Here is an 18,930-nt window from a genome sequence, read left to right on the forward strand (position 1 = left end):
CTTACAAATCTCCTTCTTCTATTATTTGAGACATTAAGTCTAAGATTTCTTTTTTACTTTGTGCTGCGATAATGGCCTCAATATGGTCATCATCATCCAAAATCAAGGAAAGTTCCTGCAAGGCTTTGAGGTGAGAGCTCGAATCAACAGCCGCCAAAACAAAGACTAATTGAACCGCCTTGTCTTCATCACCTTCTTCTTCAATATCAAAACTAACTGGTTTTTCTAATTGTAAAAGCGCCATCCCAATGTCATTAACCCCTTTATCTGGAGCCGCATGTGGGACAGCTACTTTAGGCGCCAGTACAATGTAAGCACCAAGCTCATTGACTGAAGCAATCATCCCATCAATGTAGCTTTCTTCAATGATTTTTTCTTTAAGCAATGGCTGAGCAGCTAAGCGAATGGCTTCTTGCCAGTCACTGACTTCCTGGCATTGCTGAATGTACTCTTCTTTTAAAATTTCCAAGAGACCTTTACCTCCTAATTCTTTTTTGAGATGATTACCAATAATGTATTGGGATAATTCACGTATTAAACTTTCTTTATTTGTAATTGTGGCATGTCGATTAATAATCGCCAACAATTCATTAACAGTGACAGGGTTGGAGATGGGTAAATTGAAATCCTCGCACACTGTTTTTTTCAAAAGCATTTTCTCAACATCGCCCATTAAAGGCTGAGTTACATAGACTGGTTTTGAACTCTCAAAGGCTACTGTCGAAAAGACCAAATCGTAAGTTGATTCATCTAAAAAGGCCAAATCCGATAATTGATGAATTTCAATAAATTGAATCTGGGGGAAGAGTCGTCTTAATTCCGACTGCAAAATAAGGGATGAACTGACACCATTAGGACAAAGGGATAGAGCAACTAATTGACTTTCCTTATCCTTCTTGGGACGTTCAAGATTTGAACCAAAATGAATGGTAAAGTAGGCAACTTCATCATCGCTAATTGGCTTTTTTAGATTCCGCTCTAGTGGCAATAAACTTCTTTTGACTAAGTAAAAGAGGGAAGCATATTCCTCTTTGATTTGCTCCTTGAGAGGATTAATCATTTCCACATCATAGAGGATACGGTAGTAAGCTGGCAAGAGATGACTATATAAATTCTTCCGTAAATCCGGACTATCATTGAGTGTCAAACCCGTATTTACCAAGACCGAATTAATGATTTCTTCCATGATCAGATAGACTTCTTCTTTGTAGAAATGATGCAAGTCTCCCTGAATACAGCCTATTAAACGAGTGGTCATAAAATCATTTTCTGGTCTTAACTGTGGAAAATGCCAGTAAAGATGCTCTAAGAAATCAGAAAATTGATAGGAATCGCTGAATTCACGATAAACTTGATGATCAACGACATAAGCTTTAAACGGCTGACTGATGAGAAAGCTCATGAGATAAGCTAATTCTTTGCGTTTCTCAGAAATGAAAGACAGGTGATACTTGCTGCCCAGATTCATCAAAAGTCGTGATAACTTTTCACTTTCATCCTCAATGCCCACTTCATGCATGACATAGGCCAGGAGACATTTCCCCGAAGCAAAAGAAAGAAGCTGATTAATGGTTCCTTCCAAAGCTCGCCGTAATGCAAAAGGCGAACCCTCCAAATAATAACCTTTCATCCGTGAATAGTGAAGGCTTACACCAAAAGCTGCCAACTTCTGGCGCACCAACTTGAGATCCGACAGAACGGAATTGCGACTTACCTGCAAAAAAGACTCGAAGTGATTAATGGAGATATAAGCATCCTCCACTAGCAAATAGAGAGTAATCAAATCCGGCCGTTCGTCCTGAAAAACATATTCTCTCAAACTCGGCAAGAGTGCCTGATACAAGTCCTCCTCACAAAAAGAGATTGGCTGTAAATGGCCATCTACAAAAGTGATTTGAGGCAGTTCCAACTGGACCAAACTATCATTAATCCGGTCAATGTCCGAAAGAATATTACGTTTTTGGATCCCTAAGAGAGATTCAAAATCCTCCAAAGTACGATTGGGGTATTTAGAAAAGATTTGAAATTTTTTTATGAGCTCATGGGATAACATTTCATCTCCTCCTGTTTATAGTATATTTTTAAGCGCTTTCATATTCAAGACTGATTGAGTCCAAAAGCAAGGCAGAAAATCAGCTGACAATTGTACTCATATCCGAAAACCTTTATTTTCAAGGTATTTTCCGAGACAGGTCTATACCAAACAGACACTATACTAGTGTAACAAAAGTTAAGAAAAAGGAAAGGCCTCTCCTTAGTTAAACTTAAGTTTACCTTATCGCAGCCAACGAAGGCATAATGAAAGGACAGTTCAAAATCGAACTGTCCTTTTGATTAAATTTAAAATCTCCTTCTGACAAGGCCTCTGTCGCAGGAATAACTTGAGTTATACAAAATTTCAAGCATTAAAAAGCCCACTAATTAAAAAAGTCCTCTGCCGAGGAAGTATCCACTCGGTTAAACTTGAGTTTACCGAGTGGATAACTGACGAAGGCAGAGGGCTTTTTAAACTTGAAATTAACGACGTAAACCAAGAGATTGGATAAGCTCGCGGTAACGGTTAACGTCTGTACGACGTAGGTAACCTAATAAGTTACGACGGTGACCAATTTTTTTCATCAAACCACGGTATGTAGCGTGGTCTTTTTTATGTTCTTTGATATGTCCGTTAAGGTGGTTGATTTCCCAAGTAAGTACTGCTACTTGAACTTCAACTGAACCAGTATCGCCTTCATGACGTGCATATTGAGCGATGATTTCATTTTTTTTCTCTTTTGAGATTGCCATAATATTTTCTCCTTTTTTTGCTTAATCCGAGTCTAGGATTGGCACTCCTAAAACCAAGAAAAAGTTGGTGTGTCTTTCGACCTTTCTATTTTATCAGATTCATCTGGCATGGTCAAGGTTAGGCTTCTTTTTTAGAATAGTGACCAGTCTAGTTGGTCTTCCCTAATCTTCTGATAATAAGTAGGATACCAAGTCCTAAACTGAGCAAGCCATAAACCAAGTAAGGGAGAACCAGCGATGGTGATAAGTAAGAAAAAGCTTGGAGTACCAAGGCTGCGCCACCACCACCAATATTACAGCCAAGTAAAACTAAGGTTGTGGCATTAGTGAGTTGATGGGCAGGGATCTTTTCTGACACGTGATGGAAAACATAGGTAACCCCCAGGCTATAAACAAATCCTGTCAGCAAAGCTCCGATAGCAATCAGAAACAGACTATTCGCTAGCCACAAGATCAAGGTTCCTAAGCCTAGTAAAATGGCCACTATTGCCGGCAGGCTCTCCTTAAAACGGGCCAAGAAAGCACTAAAACTAATACCTGCCAGGATGCCCATCAGCATCATGAGACTGAGGACCAGACTGGCAGCTGCAGGCGAACCTAGGTTTTGACGGGCAACTACTAAAGGAATCCGCATGGTGATAGAGGTATTGACAACAATAACAAAACCAGCATATATAGCCAGACCAATGATCATCAGCAATTGTTGGGAGGTAAACTTCTGGCTTTTCGGACTTGTCTGCTCATGAATGACCTCCGGAATCTGGGGAACAAACAAGAGATAGAGCCCTAAAATAATCAAACCAAAAAAGTAAATCGCGTAGGCTGTTGACCAACCAAAGGTGATCAGAAAACCAGCCAGGAAGGTGAAGGCCGCTGAGCCAAGAACTTCTGCTGAACCCCGATAGCCTAAAAGGGTGATTTTTTCTTTTCCGGAATAGCGCTCACTGATAATATTAATAGCTTTGGCGTTGATGAGTCCAATCCCTAAGCCAAGCAAAATCCGGGATAAGAAAAGCACTGGATAAGCTTGGAAAAAAACAGGACTTCCGCCACCTAAGGCAATCATTAGTAAGCCTAGAATAATGGTTTGCTTTTCTTTAAGGAATTTACTGAGCACGGGATTGGCCAATAGAACAGCCAAGATTGCGAAAGATGAGAGCGAGAATAAAATATTGACATAAGTTTCATCATAGCCCTGCTTTTCAAAGAATAGAATCATTTGGGGAATTGCTGGCGCTACTGAGAAGGGGGAGATCATCATTAAGGAAAGACTTAATAATGAGACTTTTTCTAAAAATGCTTTCACGGGGACCGTCCTTTTTCTTGTTAATTCTCATTTACTTCAGTATAATCAAAAGCAAACAATAAAAATAGGACCAAGGTCATAAAATTGACATGAAGACGATTCCAAATCAAGAAATATTAGAGCAACTACTGAAAGAATATGACCTAGAAAACTTTTTTCCCGAATCCTTGCATTCAGAACTGACACTCTTGCGCTATCAAAAAGGGGAAATTATTTGCCATCAAGATCAAAAAATATCATTTTTAGCCTATGCTATCGGTGGAAATGTCAAAATAGTAAGGCGCCTTTCCAATGGTAAGGAACATATTTTAGAGAGCTATAAACAGCCCTGTATAATTGGTGATATTGAAATCCTAACCAATCAAAAGGCCGTCACCTCTGTTATTGCGCTAGAGGAGACCTATGTTATCCAATTAAACAAAATCAGTAAAGAAAAATTATTAGCTAACCCCAACTTTTTATACCAAATCAGCCATGAGCTAGCCAAAAATTTTTACAAGCAGAATATTAAAAGTACTCAAAACGTCACCTATACGGTCAAAGAACGCTTAGCCAAACATATCTTAGAGAGTCAGTCAGATGGCTTTTTCCGATTAAATTTAGCGCTCTTAGCGGATTCTTTTGGTACCAGTTACCGCCATCTGCATCGCGTCATCAATCAATTAAAGCAGGCGGAAATTATTGAATCCAAGTCCTTTAAGAATTATCAGATTACTAATCCAAAGGCACTGAAAGAATTGGCGGAATGGGATTAGTCCGACATAAGCTTTGCTGAGTCATTAGGCTAATTGTCACCTTATAATGTTTGAGCTTTACATATCAAAGCACCCCTTGAAAAAGTGGGTGTTTTCAATTGTAAAATTTTTGTAAAAAATTAGGCAAAACCGAACAAAACAAGCCTTTTTTCGTCTATAATAGTACGTAAAGGAGAATACTATGAACATTGCAATCATTGATATCGGATCTAATACAATTCGGATGAACATTTACCATCTTGAAGGAAAAGACTATTCAATTCTTTTTACCAAAAAATACACTGCAAGCTTAGCTTCTTATGTGGAAGATGGTCAATTAAACAAAGATGGCATCGAAACCTTAAAAACAACCCTAAAATCCATTCAAAAAGTAACAACTTTTGTTAAACTTGATGCTGTTCACTTCTTTGCTACTGCTTCACTCCGCAACGTTAGTAATCAGGATGCTGTCATCAAAGAAGTTAAAGATGAACTAGATATTACTATTGACCTTTTGAAACAAAGTGAAGAAGCACGATTAGGTCATATCGGGATTGAAGAAGTTTACGGTCATTCAGACGGCCTCTCAATCGATATAGCGGGGGTTCAACTGAAATCGCCATTTTTAAAGATGAAGCCATTGTTAAAGACTTTAACCTCTCAGATGGTTCCTTATCTTTCTATAAAAAGTATGTTGATGACATTTTGCCAAGCCAAGACGAATGCAACCAGATGTCTGAAAAAGTGAAAAAGGCACTCAAAAAGACAAGTGATAAACTCCCTAACTTTGACACCATTATCGGTATTGGGGGTAGTGTACGGGCCATTGGTAAAGTCATTCAAAAAAATGAAAACAATGCTAGTCCACTAGAATTTAGTCTAGATCAATTAAAAACACTTTCGAAAAAACTCTTAAAAAAAGACAAAAAGACAATGGTTAATGTCTTTAAAGTGGCTCCTGATCGTGTTCACACCTTGACTCCTGGTGTCATCATTTTAATGGAAGTCTGCAAAGACTTTGGCATCAAAACAATCCGTATTTCAAATAAAGGTATCCGCGAAGGTTACCTCATTAATAGTCTCAAAGAAATGAAAGACAGCTCAAAGGTCTGAGCTAGGGGAGTTTTACTATGACAAACAAATACATGCAAAACCGCGAGGTGGCATGGTTACATTTTAACGAGAGAGTTCTTTTAGAAGCTCAAGCTTCGGAAGTTCCCCTCTTAGAAAAACTCAAATTCATAGCCATCTTTACGAGTAATTTAGATGAATTCTTTATGGTTCGGGTTGGAACACTCCACGATTTAATGCTGATGAAAAAGCATAAAATCGATAACAAGTCGGATATGACCGCCGCTCAACAGGTGGATTTGATTTTGAGCATGATGCCTGACCTCTATCAAAAGCGTGATCAGATTTATCAAGATATCTTAGATGATTTGAAAAATTATCATATCCGTCATTTAACCTATCCCGAACTCAATCAAGAACAAAAACAATTTGCCAATAAATTCTTCAAGCAACGCGTTGATGAATTGATGTCGCCACAAATCATTGACATGAGCCACCCACTTCCCTTCTTGGAAAATAACAAGCGTTATGTCCTAACAGAATTGGAACGTGATGGCCAAACCATGTTTGGATTATTGCCAATGTCGGAAAAATCTCAGCAAGTCCTCAGTTTGCCAGGACACCAGGTGGACTTCATCTTAACTGAGAATCTTATTCTCCATAAAATTGAAAAAATTTTTGAAGGCTACAATGTCCTCACTAAGACAATCATTGCTGTTACCCGTAATACTGACTTAAGTACGGACAATGAAAACAATGACATGTTTGACAATTACAAGGACTTTATGAAAGCCATTGTTAAAAAGCGCAAACGTCTCAACATCGTTCGTCTGGAATCGCAAGGTCCTTTGTCTGAAACCAGTAAGGCCTTCTTGTTTAAAAAATTAGGACTAGATGACGCTCATTATATGGTCAGCCAATCACCATTAAGCATGGATTTTGTCTTCCCGATGATGGATATCGTTCCTTCTGCTGTCAAAAACGACCTCCTCTATCCAAAGATTAATGCCTATAACCCCTTCAAATACACCCCTTCAATTATTAGCAAGATTCGTCAAGAAGACCAATTGCTTTCCTATCCTTATGAAGATATTGAAGGATTCGTTGCACTCTTAAAAGAAATGGCCGAAGACCCCGAGTGTCGTGCTATCAAGATAACCATCTATCGCCTTGCATCACAGTCTAAAATCGTTGAACAGCTGATTAAGGCCGCTGAGAATGGGATTGATGTTACCGTTCTGATGGAATTAAAGGCTCGCTTTGATGAAGAGTCCAACATAAATTATGCCGGTATCTTGGAAAAAGCTGGCTGTCACGTTATCTATGGCTTTGAAGAATATAAAACCCACTCTAAAGTCTGCTTAGCAATCTTCAAAGATCGGTCTGAAAATATTCATTTCATCACCCAATTAGGTACTGGTAATTATAATGAGAAAACCTCTAAAATCTACACAGACTTTTCATTATTAACCGCTAACCCAGAAATTGGCTTGGATGCTAATGACTTCTTCACCCACCTTTCCTTGGGTAATTTAAATGGAAAATACAAGCATCTCTTACAAGCACCAACCAGCTTGCGACAACAATTCTTAGAGTTGATTGATCGTGAAATTGCTAAAGGGCCTGAGGGGTATCTCTTCTTCAAATTTAATTCCTTTACTGATATTGTCTTTATTGATAAGTTAGTGGAAGCATCTAAAGCTGGCGTCCCTATCAAATTAATTATCCGCGGTATTACTTGCTTAATACCTGGGGTACCTGGAATGACTGAGAATATTGAAATCCACAGCATTGTCGGTCGTTTCCTAGAACACCCTCGTGTTTATATTTTTGGTAAAGATAATGAGATGCGCATGTACATTTCATCAGCGGATTTAATGACTCGAAATATGGAAGATCGAGTAGAAATCGCCGCACCTGTTTATGATCCTAAAATTCAACAGCGGATTATGACTTACATGAACCGGCAATTTTCAGATACTTTGAAAGGGCGAAATGTATCTTCGGCAGGCCTTTATGAAAAGATAACACCTATTAAAGGACAAAAGGAATTTTCTTCGCAAGATTCTTTTATCAAAGATGCCGAAAAGAACTTCCAAAAACAACTTCGCTTGCAGGAGATTCAAAACAAAGCCAACAATAAACCAATCAATCAGTTCTTTAACAGATTACGCAATCGTCTAAAATAAAAAAATGAGGCTAAGCCTCATTTTTTTGTTCAGGTAATATAATACCACGATTTATTACGCCATTTTCTGAAAAAATAAAAAGGACCTCAAGAAGGACCTTTTAAAATTTGTCTTATCATCCTCTCTCTCAACTGAGGATTATATTGTTTGGAGATACTAGTATTATAACGAAAGGCAATCTAATAAACAATAGCTTTTGCAAAAAATATGATAACTTGTCTATTCTAATAACAACTTGTATGGCATAAAACAAACAAGCTTTTAAACCATACCTAGAACACCAGATAATTGTTCAGATTGGATGATCACTTGATCACTACGTAAGTCAAATTCAGCCATAATTAATTCTTTCAAGGCATGATCGTTGAGTAAAGATTGGACAGAATAAGACATTTGCGACTTAGACCCTGAAACAATTTTGATTTTTTTCATGATTTTCGGACTCTCATTTAAATCGATACCCTCACTCATGCCGACAAAACGAATGTAATAATCATAACCTAAGGTTTTGGTTACCCAAAGCTTTGCTTTAAAGGCTGAATACAAAGCATAGCCCAAGCCTACCATAAAAACAAGTGCAATAATTCCTTCCATTCTTAGCCTACTTTCTATCTATTTTTTGACGGATTTTCTTAAAATGATAAGCACATTATAAGCTTCTTTGGAAGCCTTGTCAATCAAATCAGGTTGGTTTGATTGTAAATCTTTGGGACCAAAAATCCCTATTCTAATGGATATATTGCGCTTCCTAAAACGAATCTTAAAGGTTTTTGCTACTTTCTATTATTTTGGTTTTATTTAAGCTAACTGGGATATGCTATAGCAATCAAAGGAGCAAACATGACCAAACTTATTTTCAGAAAGACACCCTTAGTTTATAGTGGTCTCTTTATCTTACTGGTACTTGGCGTCAGCAGTAACTCTGCCCTTATTCACTATTTAGACAATGCTATCTTTAATCTCGTCGCTATGAGTGACAGCCATCGCCTAACCACTTTCATGATTTATGTTTCCAGCATTGCTAGCCCATTAATCGTTAGTGTATTGGCGACCATCTTACTCATCCTTAACCGTCATCAGCTCTCTAAAAGTATCTACTTGGTGACTTTTTATTTCGGAACCAGTACCCTAGCTTTATTGCTGAAACATTTGGTGCATAGAACTAGACCACATTTTCAACTTTTCCCCGATACTGGCTTTAGCTTTCCAAGTGGTCATAGCATCTGTATGATTCTTTTTTACCAAGTCCTCTTAGTCCTTCTAGCTGGCCGTAAAGACACTTCCGCCACTCTCATGAGATGGGGCGCACTACTCATGACTTTGGCACTTCTTTTCTCGCGTGTCTACCTCCGGGATCATTTCCCAACAGACATCCTGGGATCCTTATGCCTGGCCATGGCTCATACTCTTTTTTTCAGCCTCTTTTCTGGGAAAATAGAAACTTTAAAGTTATCAAAGGAAGAGAGGAAAGCTTGAAAGTTGGCTAACTTATCCTTGGCTGTGCTTTATAAATCAGTTATTTTGTGATATAGTATTTCCATGAAACATTAAAGGAGTAATAATGTCCGCACAAGATAAAATAATAAAAGCTAGTCACATGATTACCATGGATGATATTATCCGCGAAGGTAATCCTACCCTCAGAGAAAATGCTCAAGAAGTTGCCTTCCCCTTAAGTGATGAGGATATCATCTTAGGTGAAAAAATGATGCAGTTCTTGAAGCATTCTCAAGATCCTGTCATGGCTGAGAAATTAGACTTACGGGGAGGCGTTGGACTGGCTGCACCGCAATTAGATATTTCAAAACGTATCATCGCAGTCCTCGTACCTAATATGGAAGACGCCGAAGGCAATCCTCCCAAAGAAGCATATAGCCTGCAAGAAATTATGTATAACCCAAAAATTGTGGCCCATGCTGTTCAAGATGCTGCCCTTGCTGATGGAGAAGGCTGTTTGTCTGTCGACCGCTTAGTGGAAGGTTATGTAGTCAGACATGCACGTGTCACTGTTGACTACTTCACTAAAAACGGTGAGAAAAAACGCATCAAACTCAAAGGTTACAATGCCATTGTTGTCCAACATGAAATCGATCATATTAACGGCATTATGTTCTATGACCGCATTAATCAAGACAATCCATTTGCCATTAAAGAAGGCATGTTAATTATTGAATAATGAAAAAATCTCAGTTTACTTGAACTGAGATTTTCTTTTTGAGGGGAAAGTATTTGTGGATTATTTAGGGAGGATTATACTTAAGCTTCTGTTGAAATAGCTGCTAAAAGTGCATCTGCTTGTGCTGACAAGCTTGCTTTCGTTTCATCAGATATTTCAAGCACACCAGTTGCCCATGCTTCTGGGTTAACAGTTGCTTTAGTGAACTCACCTGCTGCTGTTGTACGGATGAATGGGATTAAATCATTGTAGATAGCGAACATTGGTTCATGACCTGCGTTAGCAACTGATGAAACAGTTAAGACTTTACCGCCGATTGCTGAAGGACCAGTTGTATCTGATAAATCAAGTGCGCGTGATGCCCAGTCAAGTAAGTTTTTCACTGAACCAGGAATTGAGAAGTTATAAACTGGTGAGAAGATCCAAATAGCGTCTGCAGCTTGGATAGCTTCACGAACTTTAACGACTGATTCTGGGGCATTGGCTTCAAGATCTTGACTGAAAACAGGAACTTGTGCCCAATCTAAATAAGTCACGTTAGCTTTACCAGCTAAAATTTCCTCAGTTGCTTGAGCTAACTGATGGTTGAATGACCCTTTACGTAAAGAACCGTCGATAAATAGAATATTTTTCACTTCTTTTTCTCCTTTAAAAAAACCTTTAAGTTTAGCAATGATAGACATAGTGTCTCCTTATATTTCGTTACATACTAGCAACTTATTAATACTATGTAGTAATTATATTATTACTAATTAGTAAAGTCAATTGATTTAACTCATAAAAATAAGAAGTTGGCCAAATTTCCCAACTTCCTATCAATAGGCGTTACTATTTATAGAAGACTACTAAAACTTAGTTAAAAACTTTGAAACGGTCTTCGTCAGCCATGAATTCTTTATCACCAGCTGGAGCTTCGATTGAACCAAAATTCAATTGTCCACGAAGTTTCCATGAAGCTGGGACATCATAGGCTTTAGCAACTGAAGCATCAATTACTGGATTGTAATGTTGTAAGTTAGCGCCTAAACCAAGTTCAGCTGAAAGTGCAGTCCAAGCGTTAACAGTTGAGATACCTGACGCTTGTTCTGACCAAACTGGGAAGTTATCAGCATAAAGAGCAAATTGTTCTTGTAAACCTTTAACAACGTCTTGATCTTCAAATAATAGAACTGTACCTTTAGCAGCTCCAAAGCTCGCTAATTTTTCTTTAGTACCAGCAATAGCTTCTTCAGGAACACCTTGTTCTTTCATTGTAGCTTCTATGTCAGTCGCTACTAAAGTATTCCAGAAGTTTGTCACTTGTTCATCAAACAAGATAACAGCACGTGTTGTTTGACTATTAAAAGCTGATGGTGATTGACGGATAGCTTCTTTAATAACTTCAGCAATTTGATCGTTTGAAGCTTCAACATTACGGCCTAATGCATAGATTGTGCGACGATTTTTTAATTCTTGTAAAAATGACATATTTTTTCTCCTATGAAATTGTGGCTACAAAAGAATGCCTGAACATTCTTTGTATTTATTACTATGTAGTAATTATATGATTACTAGTTAGTAAAGTCAAAAGAAATGACTCAGGCATTTTTAAATTTTTTTAAAAGTCTTATCAACTCTTCCTGCTCTGCTTCTGTCAGAACAGAAAAGGTCTCTTCAACACGTCTGATATGTTCTGGTAAAGCTTTCTCAATAACTGCCTTACCATCCTCTGTTAAGCTCACAAGGAAAGAGCGTTTATCATTTGGACACATGATACGTTCAACCCAACCCTTTTTCTCCATGTTCTTGATAACGACGGTCATATTACCTGAAGTTGCCAACATGCTATTGATGAGTTCACCAATTTTAAGGGTTCCTTTTGCACTTAAGACATCCAATACTGCGAACTGTGTTGGTGTCAAATCAAAGTCTTTATAGCTTTCAGATACTTTAGCATCAATCGTCCGGAAAGCTTTACGCATAACGACCATTGATTTTACTGCTGAATTTTTAAACGTTCCCATCTTGCCTCCTTTCCTATTATGGACTTATTTTATAACTAGTTAGTAATAAATGCAATTATCTTGTTTTTATTTACTCATAGGAGATTTTTTAAGTTGAATGTTACTATTAGAAGAAATCATCAAAAAGGCTTAATTGATTATCCTCCGGTAAATTCCCCAGGATTCCCATATCATCCATCTTTTCAACAATCGTTTGTGAAGCTCCGCCACGTTTACGTAACTCCATTTTCGATAAGAACTCTCCTTCTTCACGTGCTCTAACGATTTGTTTAGCCACGTTTTCACCCAAGCCTTCTAAGGCCACGAAAGGTGGAATAAGGGTATCTCCTTCAATCTGGAATTCAAGGGCATGACTCTTATAAAGGTCCAACTTACCAAATTTATACCCACGTTCCAACATTTCATTAACCAGTTCCAGAGTCGTAAAGAGATCATTTTCAACATTAGTTGCTTCATTATTTTTGCGTTTAAGGGCAATATCTTCCATTCTTGCTTTAACAGCATCAAGGCCACCACTCATGGTTTTCAGCTCAAAGGCTTTAGCCCGAATGGAGAAATAAGCACAATAATACATGATTGGGTAATGCACCTTGAAGTAAGCAACCCGCAAGGCCATTAATACATAGGCTGCCGCATGGGCTTTCGGGAACATATATTTGATTTTCCCACAGGATTCTATATACCAGTCGGGCACATTGTTCTCACGCATGGCTTGAATGTAAGAATTGCGTTCATCTTCAGAAATTTTTAACCACATTCCCTTACGCACACGTTCCATAATGGTAAAGGCCATTTTGGGTTCTAAGCCAGCGTGCATCAAGTAAACCATAATGTCATCCCGACAACCGATAACGGTCTTAAGGGTAGCAATGCCTTCTTTAATAAGGTCTTGCGCATTCCCCAACCAAACGTCGGTACCATGTGACAGTCCTGACAACTGCAAAAGCTCCGCAAAGGTAGTTGGGTGAGTCTCATTAACCATACCACGAACAAAGTTGGTTCCGAATTCCGGAATACCCAACATCCCTGTTGGTGTCCCAATTTGTTCAGGCGTTACCCCTAGAATCTCTGTTCCAGAGAAGAGCGCCATAACTCCTGGATCATCTGCTGGAATTGTTTTAGCGTCAATTCCTGCTAAATCTTCCAACATTTTAATCATGGTTGGTCATCATGACCCAGGATATCAAGTTTTAAGACATTCTCATCAATATCATGGAAGTTAAAGTGGGTGGTTTGCCAAGAAGCCGTAACATCCTCAGCTGGGTATTGAACAGGGGTAAAGTCATAAACATCCATGTAGTTTGGAATAACAACAATACCACCTGGGTGCTGACCTGTTGTCCGTTTAACACCGGCTGCACCGGCTGCTAGGCGATCAACTTCGGCATCTCGGTACATTTTACCGAAATCACGCTCATAACCCTTAACAAAACCATAGGCTGTTTTTTCCGCAACCGTACCTACGGTACCAGCACGGAAGGCATATTCGGCACCAAAAATATCACGAACATCCAAATGGGCTGAGGGTTGATCATCCCCAGAGAAGTTCAAATCGATATCGGGAACCTTATCCCCATCAAAACCAAGGAAGGTTTCAAATGGGATATCTTGTCCATCTTTTTTATAGGCTGTGCCACATTCTGGACAGTTTTTATCAGCTAAGTCATAACCGGAACCGACAGAACCATCTGTGATGAATTCTGAATGCTGACAATTTGGACAAACATAGTGCGGTGGCATAGGATTAACTTCCGTAATCCCTATCATGGTGGCAACGAAACTAGATCCAACAGAACCCCGCGAACCTACCAAGTAACCCCGTTCGTTTGATCGGTTAACCAACATCTGAGAGGCCAGGTAAATCACGGCGAAGCCATTACCTAAAATAGAGGTTAATTCTTTTTCAATCCGCAAATCGATGATATCAGGTAGTGGATTTCCATATATTTCAAAAGCTTTCTGATAGGTTAATTCCGCAACAGTTTCTTCAGCCTTGTCGATAAATGGTGTGTACAAATCCCCTTTAACGACCTCTACGGACTCAATCCGTTCAGCAAAATCTTGCGAGTTTTGAACCACAACCTGGTAAGCCAGGTCTTTCCCCAAAAAGGCAAAGTCATCAAGCATCTCATTAGTGGTTCTAAAGTGGGCTTCTGGTAATGGTGCTGGTTGGGCCCCTTCTCCCCGGCCGATAGTTCTATTAATCATGGCTCCTTGTCCAAGAGCGCGGACAATAATTTCACGATAAATAGCTTCTTCTGGTTCGATATAATGAACATTTCCTGTGGCAATGACAGGCTTATTAAGACGGCGACCCACTTCAATCAAATCAAGAATAGCTTGTTCAATTCCAGCTTGGTCCTTAACCAATTCACGCGCAATCAGTGGGTAATACAGGGCCGGTGGCATAATTTCAATAAAGTCATAATACTTAGCCACTTCAACAGCAGCATCGACACCCTTAGTCAAAACGGCATCAAAAACTTCACCTTCAGAACAAGCCGTTCCTAAAAGTAACCCCTGACGATATTGGTCCAAAACAGTTCTTGGAATCCTTGGCACACCCTCAAAATACTTGACATTAGAAAGACTGACAAGTTTAAAAATATTTTTCAAACCGGTCTGATTTTGCACATAAATTGTCGCATGTTTGATACGAGCTTTTTTATAGGAATCTTCTGCCACCAGTTTTGTGTTTAGGTCCATTAAATTGGTAATGCCATGTTTTTCCCTAGCTTCTTTTAAGAAAATAAAAAGCAAGCGTCCAGTGGCTTCCGCGTCATAATTGGCCATATGGTGGTGATCAAGAGAGACCTGGAAACGTTTGGTCAATGGTCCCAGACCATGACGTTTGTATTCTGGATAAAGATTACGGGCAAACTCTAGTGTATCAATAACAGGTTGCGTGATTAAAGGCAATTTATGACGCTCATAGTTGGCATTCATAAAGCCAATATCAAAGCTAGCATTATGGGCAACCAAGACTGTATCTTGACAAAAGGCTTGGAACTCTTCCAGTACTTGTAAAAGTGGCTTAGCACCAACTAAATGATTGTCGGTAATCCCCGTTAATTCTGTTGTAAAGCTTGAAAGTGGGTGACCAGGATTAATGAATTCATCAAATTGTTCAATAATGTTTCCTTTGTACATTTTTGAAGCTGCAATTTGAATCAAATCATTATTCATGGCTGAAAGACCCGTTGTCTCAACGTCAAATACGACGTAAGTTGCTTCATGCAAGTCCATGTCAACAGGGTCATAAGAAATTGGAACCTTGTCTTCCACAATATTGGCTTCTAGACCAAAAATAGCTTTAATCCCGGCTTTACGAGCACGGTGATAACCATGAGGGAAAGATTGAACATTGCCATGGTCAGTAATGGCAATAGCCGAGTGACCCCATTTAGCAGCTGTGTCAATCAAGGATTCAACAGTCGGCAAGGCATCCATAGTTGACATATTGGTATGAGCATGGAGTTCAACTCGTTTTTGCCCCTCAGGCATTAAATCTTTCCGAGCGTGATGAACAATTTCTTTGATTTGTTGCACATTCATGGTCAAGCTCTTAGTGAACTGGTTGTTTTCAATATTCCCTTGAACCCGTAACCATGAACCTTTGGCAATCATATCGAATTTGCGTAGTTCATCATCATCCTTGGCCCACTTTTGCATAGCAAAACTTGAGGTGTAGTCAGTCATTTTAAAGTTGATGATATGACGGCCTGTCCGCGTCGTTTTGCGGTCCACATCAAAAACCATCCCCTCAAAGACAATGCGGTTTTCCTCAGTTTCCACTTCAATCATCGGAGTTATTGGAGCCTTTTCAAAACCAGCCTGCCTTTGGGCAACTCTTTCTTTATAGTCGAAGCTTGGTTTTTTGTCGCTAGCTTCCTCCGCAGGTGGCTGCATGGCTTCTAATGATCTTTGCGCCTCAAGATTCTCCTGTACCGCCTTCTCTAGAATAGCTTGGCGATTGGACACAAAAGAATGCTTCATCGCCTCGGTCATTTCCTGATTGCTTACCATTTCTATGGCCATTTGGCCAAAGCCAAAGGCTTCAAATTGGGCAACCAGATTAGGAATGTGGTTCTTCTTGAAATGATCATTATTGACAAATTGAGGCGTATCAATAATCAGAAGGCCATCCTGGTAAGAAACGTTGAGGCTGGCGAAAGAAGACTTAAAAGAGGCCGCGTTACAAGGCGCGTGTTCAAAAGCCTCCTGATAGTAGGCTTGCAACAAGTCCTGATCTGAATAATCCACCTTGTCCACTTTAATATCAAAAGTCGCTTTGATATCAGCCGCCTTAAAGGTATGGGTTAAGCGATAGTGCAATTCTCGAAAAATTTCAATGGGTAAAATCTCTGCAAAGGAAAAGTGAAACTCCCATAAACGTGAAAGGGAATGTACATTAACCTCAATAATGTCAGCAGTCGAAAAAGCACTTGAAGTACGCATTTCAAGTGGTATTTCTATTTGTTCCATTAGTTTTACGAATAAGTCTGACATAAATTTCTCCTGAATTTCTTAGGCTCTATTTTACCATAATTCTTAATAAATTTCGACTGTCAAAATAAGCCTTGGCAATCCTCAGATCCTATTCTGGTTCAAAAAAACGACCATGGATTCATGGTCGTTAACATCTTATTCATAAGAACTCCGAATAGAGCCTATTTGGTCATCTTCTTGAAGAACTTTGTTATCTGGTACAAGGTGTAGCTACTACTGGGGTATCAATTGGATTAGTTCTCTTATCTTAACAGCAGGTGACCAAAGACACCTGCTGTTAAACTTTATTTCTTGGTTAAAATATTAAGTGTTTCGATAATATTATCAGCGTGAACTTCAATACTATCACCACTTGCTTTGATTTTGATTTCGACAATACCTTCAGCTGCTTTTTTACCAACAGTGATACGAATTGGCAAGCCAATCAAATCACTATCAGAGAATTTAGAACCAACACGTTCATTACGGTCATCAGTTAATACTTCGTAGCCTTTAGCCATCAAATCAGCTTCAACTTTACTTGTTAAGTCTTGAGCTTCTTGATCTTTAGCATTAACAGTGATGAGATGAACATCGAATGGAGCTAATTCTTCTGGGAAGTTAATACCCCAGGCAAAACGGAAATCACCTTTAGGCGTTTTGGAAACAAATAATCTGGCATGTTGTTCAATGACTGCAGACAAGATTCGAGAAACACCAATACCATAACAACCCATGACAATCGGGACTGCTCGGCCATTTTCATCAAGAATATTGGCATTAAAACTTTCAGTATAACGTGTCCCTAATTTGAAGATATGCCCAACTTCGATACCACGAGCAAATTGAAGAACACCATGGCCATCAGGAGATGTTTCCCCTTCTTTAACTTCGCGAATGTCAACATATTCTGCTTGGAAGTCACGACCTGGATTAAGGCCAGTCACATGGAAACCATCTTTATTGGCACCGGCAACAGCATTAGCCAAGTTTTCGACATTACGGTCAGCAACGATTCTAATGTCTTCAGAAATACCAACTGGACCAAGTGAACCAAAATGCGCTCCAAAAGTTTGAAAGGCTTCTTCTTCAGTTGCTGCTTCTAAGAAATCAGCTTCTAAATAGTTTTTCAATTTAACATCATTGACTTGGTCATTACCAACTAATAAAGCCACAACTGGTTGACCATCTGCCATGAAAAGTAACGTTTTAATAGTCGTTTCAGCTGGACGATTTAAGAATTCAGCCACTTGGTCAATAGTTTTGCAGTCTGGTGTCGCCACTTCAACCAAATCTTCTTGAGCTTCAACTTTAGTGGTTGGGGCAAAGGCATTGCTGGCCATTTCAAGGTTTGCCGCATAGCTAGATTCACTTGAGTAAGCAATGGTGTCTTCACCTGAAATCAACCATGAGCTTAGCTCTTCCTTGATTTCTGCAAGAACTGATTCTGGAATATCATCGACTGATGGAATGGATTTATCTAATACCAACCAACGGTCAAGGTCAGTCCGTTCAGGTGTGATAGCCATAAATTCTTGGGAATCTTTACCTCCCATTGCACCGCCATCTCCAATAATCCCTTTAAACTCAAGACCTGATCGCGTAAAGATAGCTTCATAGGCTTTACGGTAGTCTTCGTAAGTGACATCTAAGTCTTCGTAGTTTTGGTGGAAACTATAACCATCTTTCATGATGAATTCACGGGTTCTTAAAAGTCCGTTACGTGGACGTTTTTCATCACGGTATTTAGCTTGGATTTGATAGAGGTTTAAAGGTAATTGTTTGTAAGATTTAACCGCATCACGTACCAAAGTCGTGAAAGTTTCTTCGTGAGTTGGCCCCAAGATGAAATCTGATGATTCACGGTTTTTTAATTTATAAAGGTCATCTCCATAAGTTTCGTAACGACCAGACTCACGCCATAAATCAGCTGTTAATAAAGCTGGAGCCAACATCTCAACGGCACCAATTTTATCAAATTCTTGACGCATGATTGTTTTTAATTTTTCAATGGTACGGTTTGCTAGTGGTAAATAGGCATAAATACCAGCTGAGACCTGACGAACATAACCAGCACGCAACATCAAGGCATGGCTGATAACTTGTGCATCACTTGGCATTTCCCGTAAGGTTGGGATTAACATTTTTGATTGTTTCATTAGATTATTTTTCTCCT

The 18,930-nt window shown here is 39.1% G+C and carries 12 protein-coding genes and 2 pseudogenes; 5 read left to right on the forward strand and 9 right to left on the reverse strand.

Translation table 11 applies throughout. The annotated features are described in order from the left end of the window. Position 1: 1 nt before the first annotated feature. The 3 genes from AT575_RS07560 to AT575_RS07570 all read right to left on the reverse strand — a co-directional run bounded on the left by AT575_RS07560 (position 2) and on the right by AT575_RS07570 (position 4,093). Positions 2-2,053 (reverse strand): BglG family transcription antiterminator, encoded by a 2,052-nt coding sequence (locus tag AT575_RS07560; RefSeq protein WP_102777825.1) that lies wholly within the window; start codon positions 2,051-2,053, stop codon positions 2-4. 464 nt (positions 2,054-2,517) lie between these two features. Further along, positions 2,518-2,787, reverse strand: a complete 270-nt coding sequence (rpsO, locus tag AT575_RS07565) for a 30S ribosomal protein S15 (protein ID WP_071794466.1) — start codon at positions 2,785-2,787, stop codon at positions 2,518-2,520. 148 nt (positions 2,788-2,935) lie between these two features. Next, positions 2,936-4,093 (reverse strand): MFS transporter, encoded by a 1,158-nt coding sequence (locus tag AT575_RS07570; RefSeq protein ID WP_102777826.1) that lies wholly within the window; start codon positions 4,091-4,093, stop codon positions 2,936-2,938. A gap of 89 nt (positions 4,094-4,182) precedes the next feature. Here AT575_RS07570 and AT575_RS07575 point away from each other — a divergent pair, with 89 nt between their 5' ends. The 3 genes and pseudogenes from AT575_RS07575 to AT575_RS07585 all read left to right on the forward strand — a co-directional run bounded on the left by AT575_RS07575 (position 4,183) and on the right by AT575_RS07585 (position 8,087). Further along, on the forward strand, positions 4,183-4,848 hold the full coding sequence (locus AT575_RS07575; RefSeq protein ID WP_102777827.1) for a cyclic nucleotide-binding domain-containing protein: 666 nt from the start codon (positions 4,183-4,185) through the stop codon (positions 4,846-4,848). 223 nt (positions 4,849-5,071) lie between these two features. Continuing rightward, a pseudogene (locus tag AT575_RS07580) lies at positions 5,072-5,940 on the forward strand (Ppx/GppA phosphatase family protein). 17 nt (positions 5,941-5,957) lie between these two features. After that, entirely contained in the window at positions 5,958-8,087 is a 2,130-nt protein-coding gene (locus AT575_RS07585; protein WP_102777828.1) for an RNA degradosome polyphosphate kinase, read from the forward strand. Positions 8,088-8,348: 261 nt separating this feature from the next. Here the strand turns inward: AT575_RS07585 and AT575_RS07590 are convergent, their stop codons facing one another. After that, positions 8,349-8,681: a hypothetical protein gene (locus AT575_RS07590; RefSeq protein WP_102777829.1), complete on the reverse strand. Its 333-nt coding sequence runs from the start codon at positions 8,679-8,681 to the stop codon at positions 8,349-8,351. A 246-nt stretch (positions 8,682-8,927) separates the two neighbouring features. Between AT575_RS07590 and AT575_RS07595 the strand changes: the two genes are divergently transcribed. Both AT575_RS07595 and def read left to right on the forward strand, forming a co-directional pair. After that, a complete protein-coding gene (locus AT575_RS07595; RefSeq protein WP_102777830.1) occupies positions 8,928-9,563 on the forward strand; it encodes a phosphatase PAP2 family protein in 636 nt (211 codons plus the stop codon). An 85-nt stretch (positions 9,564-9,648) separates the two neighbouring features. Continuing rightward, entirely contained in the window at positions 9,649-10,263 is a 615-nt protein-coding gene (gene def, locus AT575_RS07600) for a peptide deformylase (protein ID WP_102777831.1), read from the forward strand. 80 nt (positions 10,264-10,343) lie between these two features. Here def and AT575_RS07605 read toward each other — a convergent pair whose 3' ends face one another. The 5 genes and pseudogenes from AT575_RS07605 to AT575_RS07625 form a co-directional block, all read right to left on the reverse strand. Next, on the reverse strand, positions 10,344-10,946 hold the full coding sequence (locus AT575_RS07605; RefSeq protein ID WP_102777832.1) for an NADPH-dependent FMN reductase: 603 nt from the start codon (positions 10,944-10,946) through the stop codon (positions 10,344-10,346). Between the two features lie 169 nt (positions 10,947-11,115). Continuing rightward, entirely contained in the window at positions 11,116-11,730 is a 615-nt protein-coding gene (locus AT575_RS07610; RefSeq protein ID WP_102777833.1) for a nitroreductase family protein, read from the reverse strand. A 110-nt stretch (positions 11,731-11,840) separates the two neighbouring features. Further along, a complete protein-coding gene (locus tag AT575_RS07615; RefSeq protein WP_102777834.1) occupies positions 11,841-12,266 on the reverse strand; it encodes a MarR family winged helix-turn-helix transcriptional regulator in 426 nt (141 codons plus the stop codon). Positions 12,267-12,372: 106 nt separating this feature from the next. After that, positions 12,373-16,775: pseudogene (locus AT575_RS07620) on the reverse strand (PolC-type DNA polymerase III). 284 nt (positions 16,776-17,059) lie between these two features. Further along, positions 17,060-18,913, reverse strand: a complete 1,854-nt coding sequence (locus AT575_RS07625; protein WP_102777835.1) for a proline--tRNA ligase — start codon at positions 18,911-18,913, stop codon at positions 17,060-17,062. Positions 18,914-18,930: the final 17 nt, after the last annotated feature.

It is taken from the genome of Streptococcus penaeicida (assembly GCF_002887775.1).
Lineage (GTDB): Bacteria > Bacillota > Bacilli > Lactobacillales > Streptococcaceae > Streptococcus > Streptococcus penaeicida.

Excerpts from the sequence above, each read along its gene's own strand:
- AT575_RS07605 (WP_102777832.1), bottom strand. The coding sequence starts at position 10,946 with ATGTCTATCATTGCTAAACTTAAAGGTTTTTTTAAAGGAGAAAAAGAA.
- AT575_RS07610 (WP_102777833.1), bottom strand. The coding sequence starts at position 11,730 with ATGTCATTTTTACAAGAATTAAAAAATCGTCGCACAATCTATGCATTA.
- AT575_RS07595 (WP_102777830.1), top strand. The coding sequence starts at position 8,928 with ATGACCAAACTTATTTTCAGAAAGACACCCTTAGTTTATAGTGGTCTC.
- AT575_RS07575 (WP_102777827.1), top strand. The coding sequence starts at position 4,183 with ATGAAGACGATTCCAAATCAAGAAATATTAGAGCAACTACTGAAAGAA.
- AT575_RS07625 (WP_102777835.1), bottom strand. The coding sequence starts at position 18,913 with ATGAAACAATCAAAAATGTTAATCCCAACCTTACGGGAAATGCCAAGT.
- AT575_RS07590 (WP_102777829.1), bottom strand. The coding sequence starts at position 8,681 with ATGGAAGGAATTATTGCACTTGTTTTTATGGTAGGCTTGGGCTATGCT.
- def (WP_102777831.1), top strand. The coding sequence starts at position 9,649 with ATGTCCGCACAAGATAAAATAATAAAAGCTAGTCACATGATTACCATG.
- AT575_RS07585 (WP_102777828.1), top strand. The coding sequence starts at position 5,958 with ATGACAAACAAATACATGCAAAACCGCGAGGTGGCATGGTTACATTTT.
- rpsO (WP_071794466.1), bottom strand. The coding sequence starts at position 2,787 with ATGGCAATCTCAAAAGAGAAAAAAAATGAAATCATCGCTCAATATGCA.
- AT575_RS07615 (WP_102777834.1), bottom strand. The coding sequence starts at position 12,266 with ATGGGAACGTTTAAAAATTCAGCAGTAAAATCAATGGTCGTTATGCGT.
- AT575_RS07560 (WP_102777825.1), bottom strand. The coding sequence starts at position 2,053 with ATGTTATCCCATGAGCTCATAAAAAAATTTCAAATCTTTTCTAAATAC.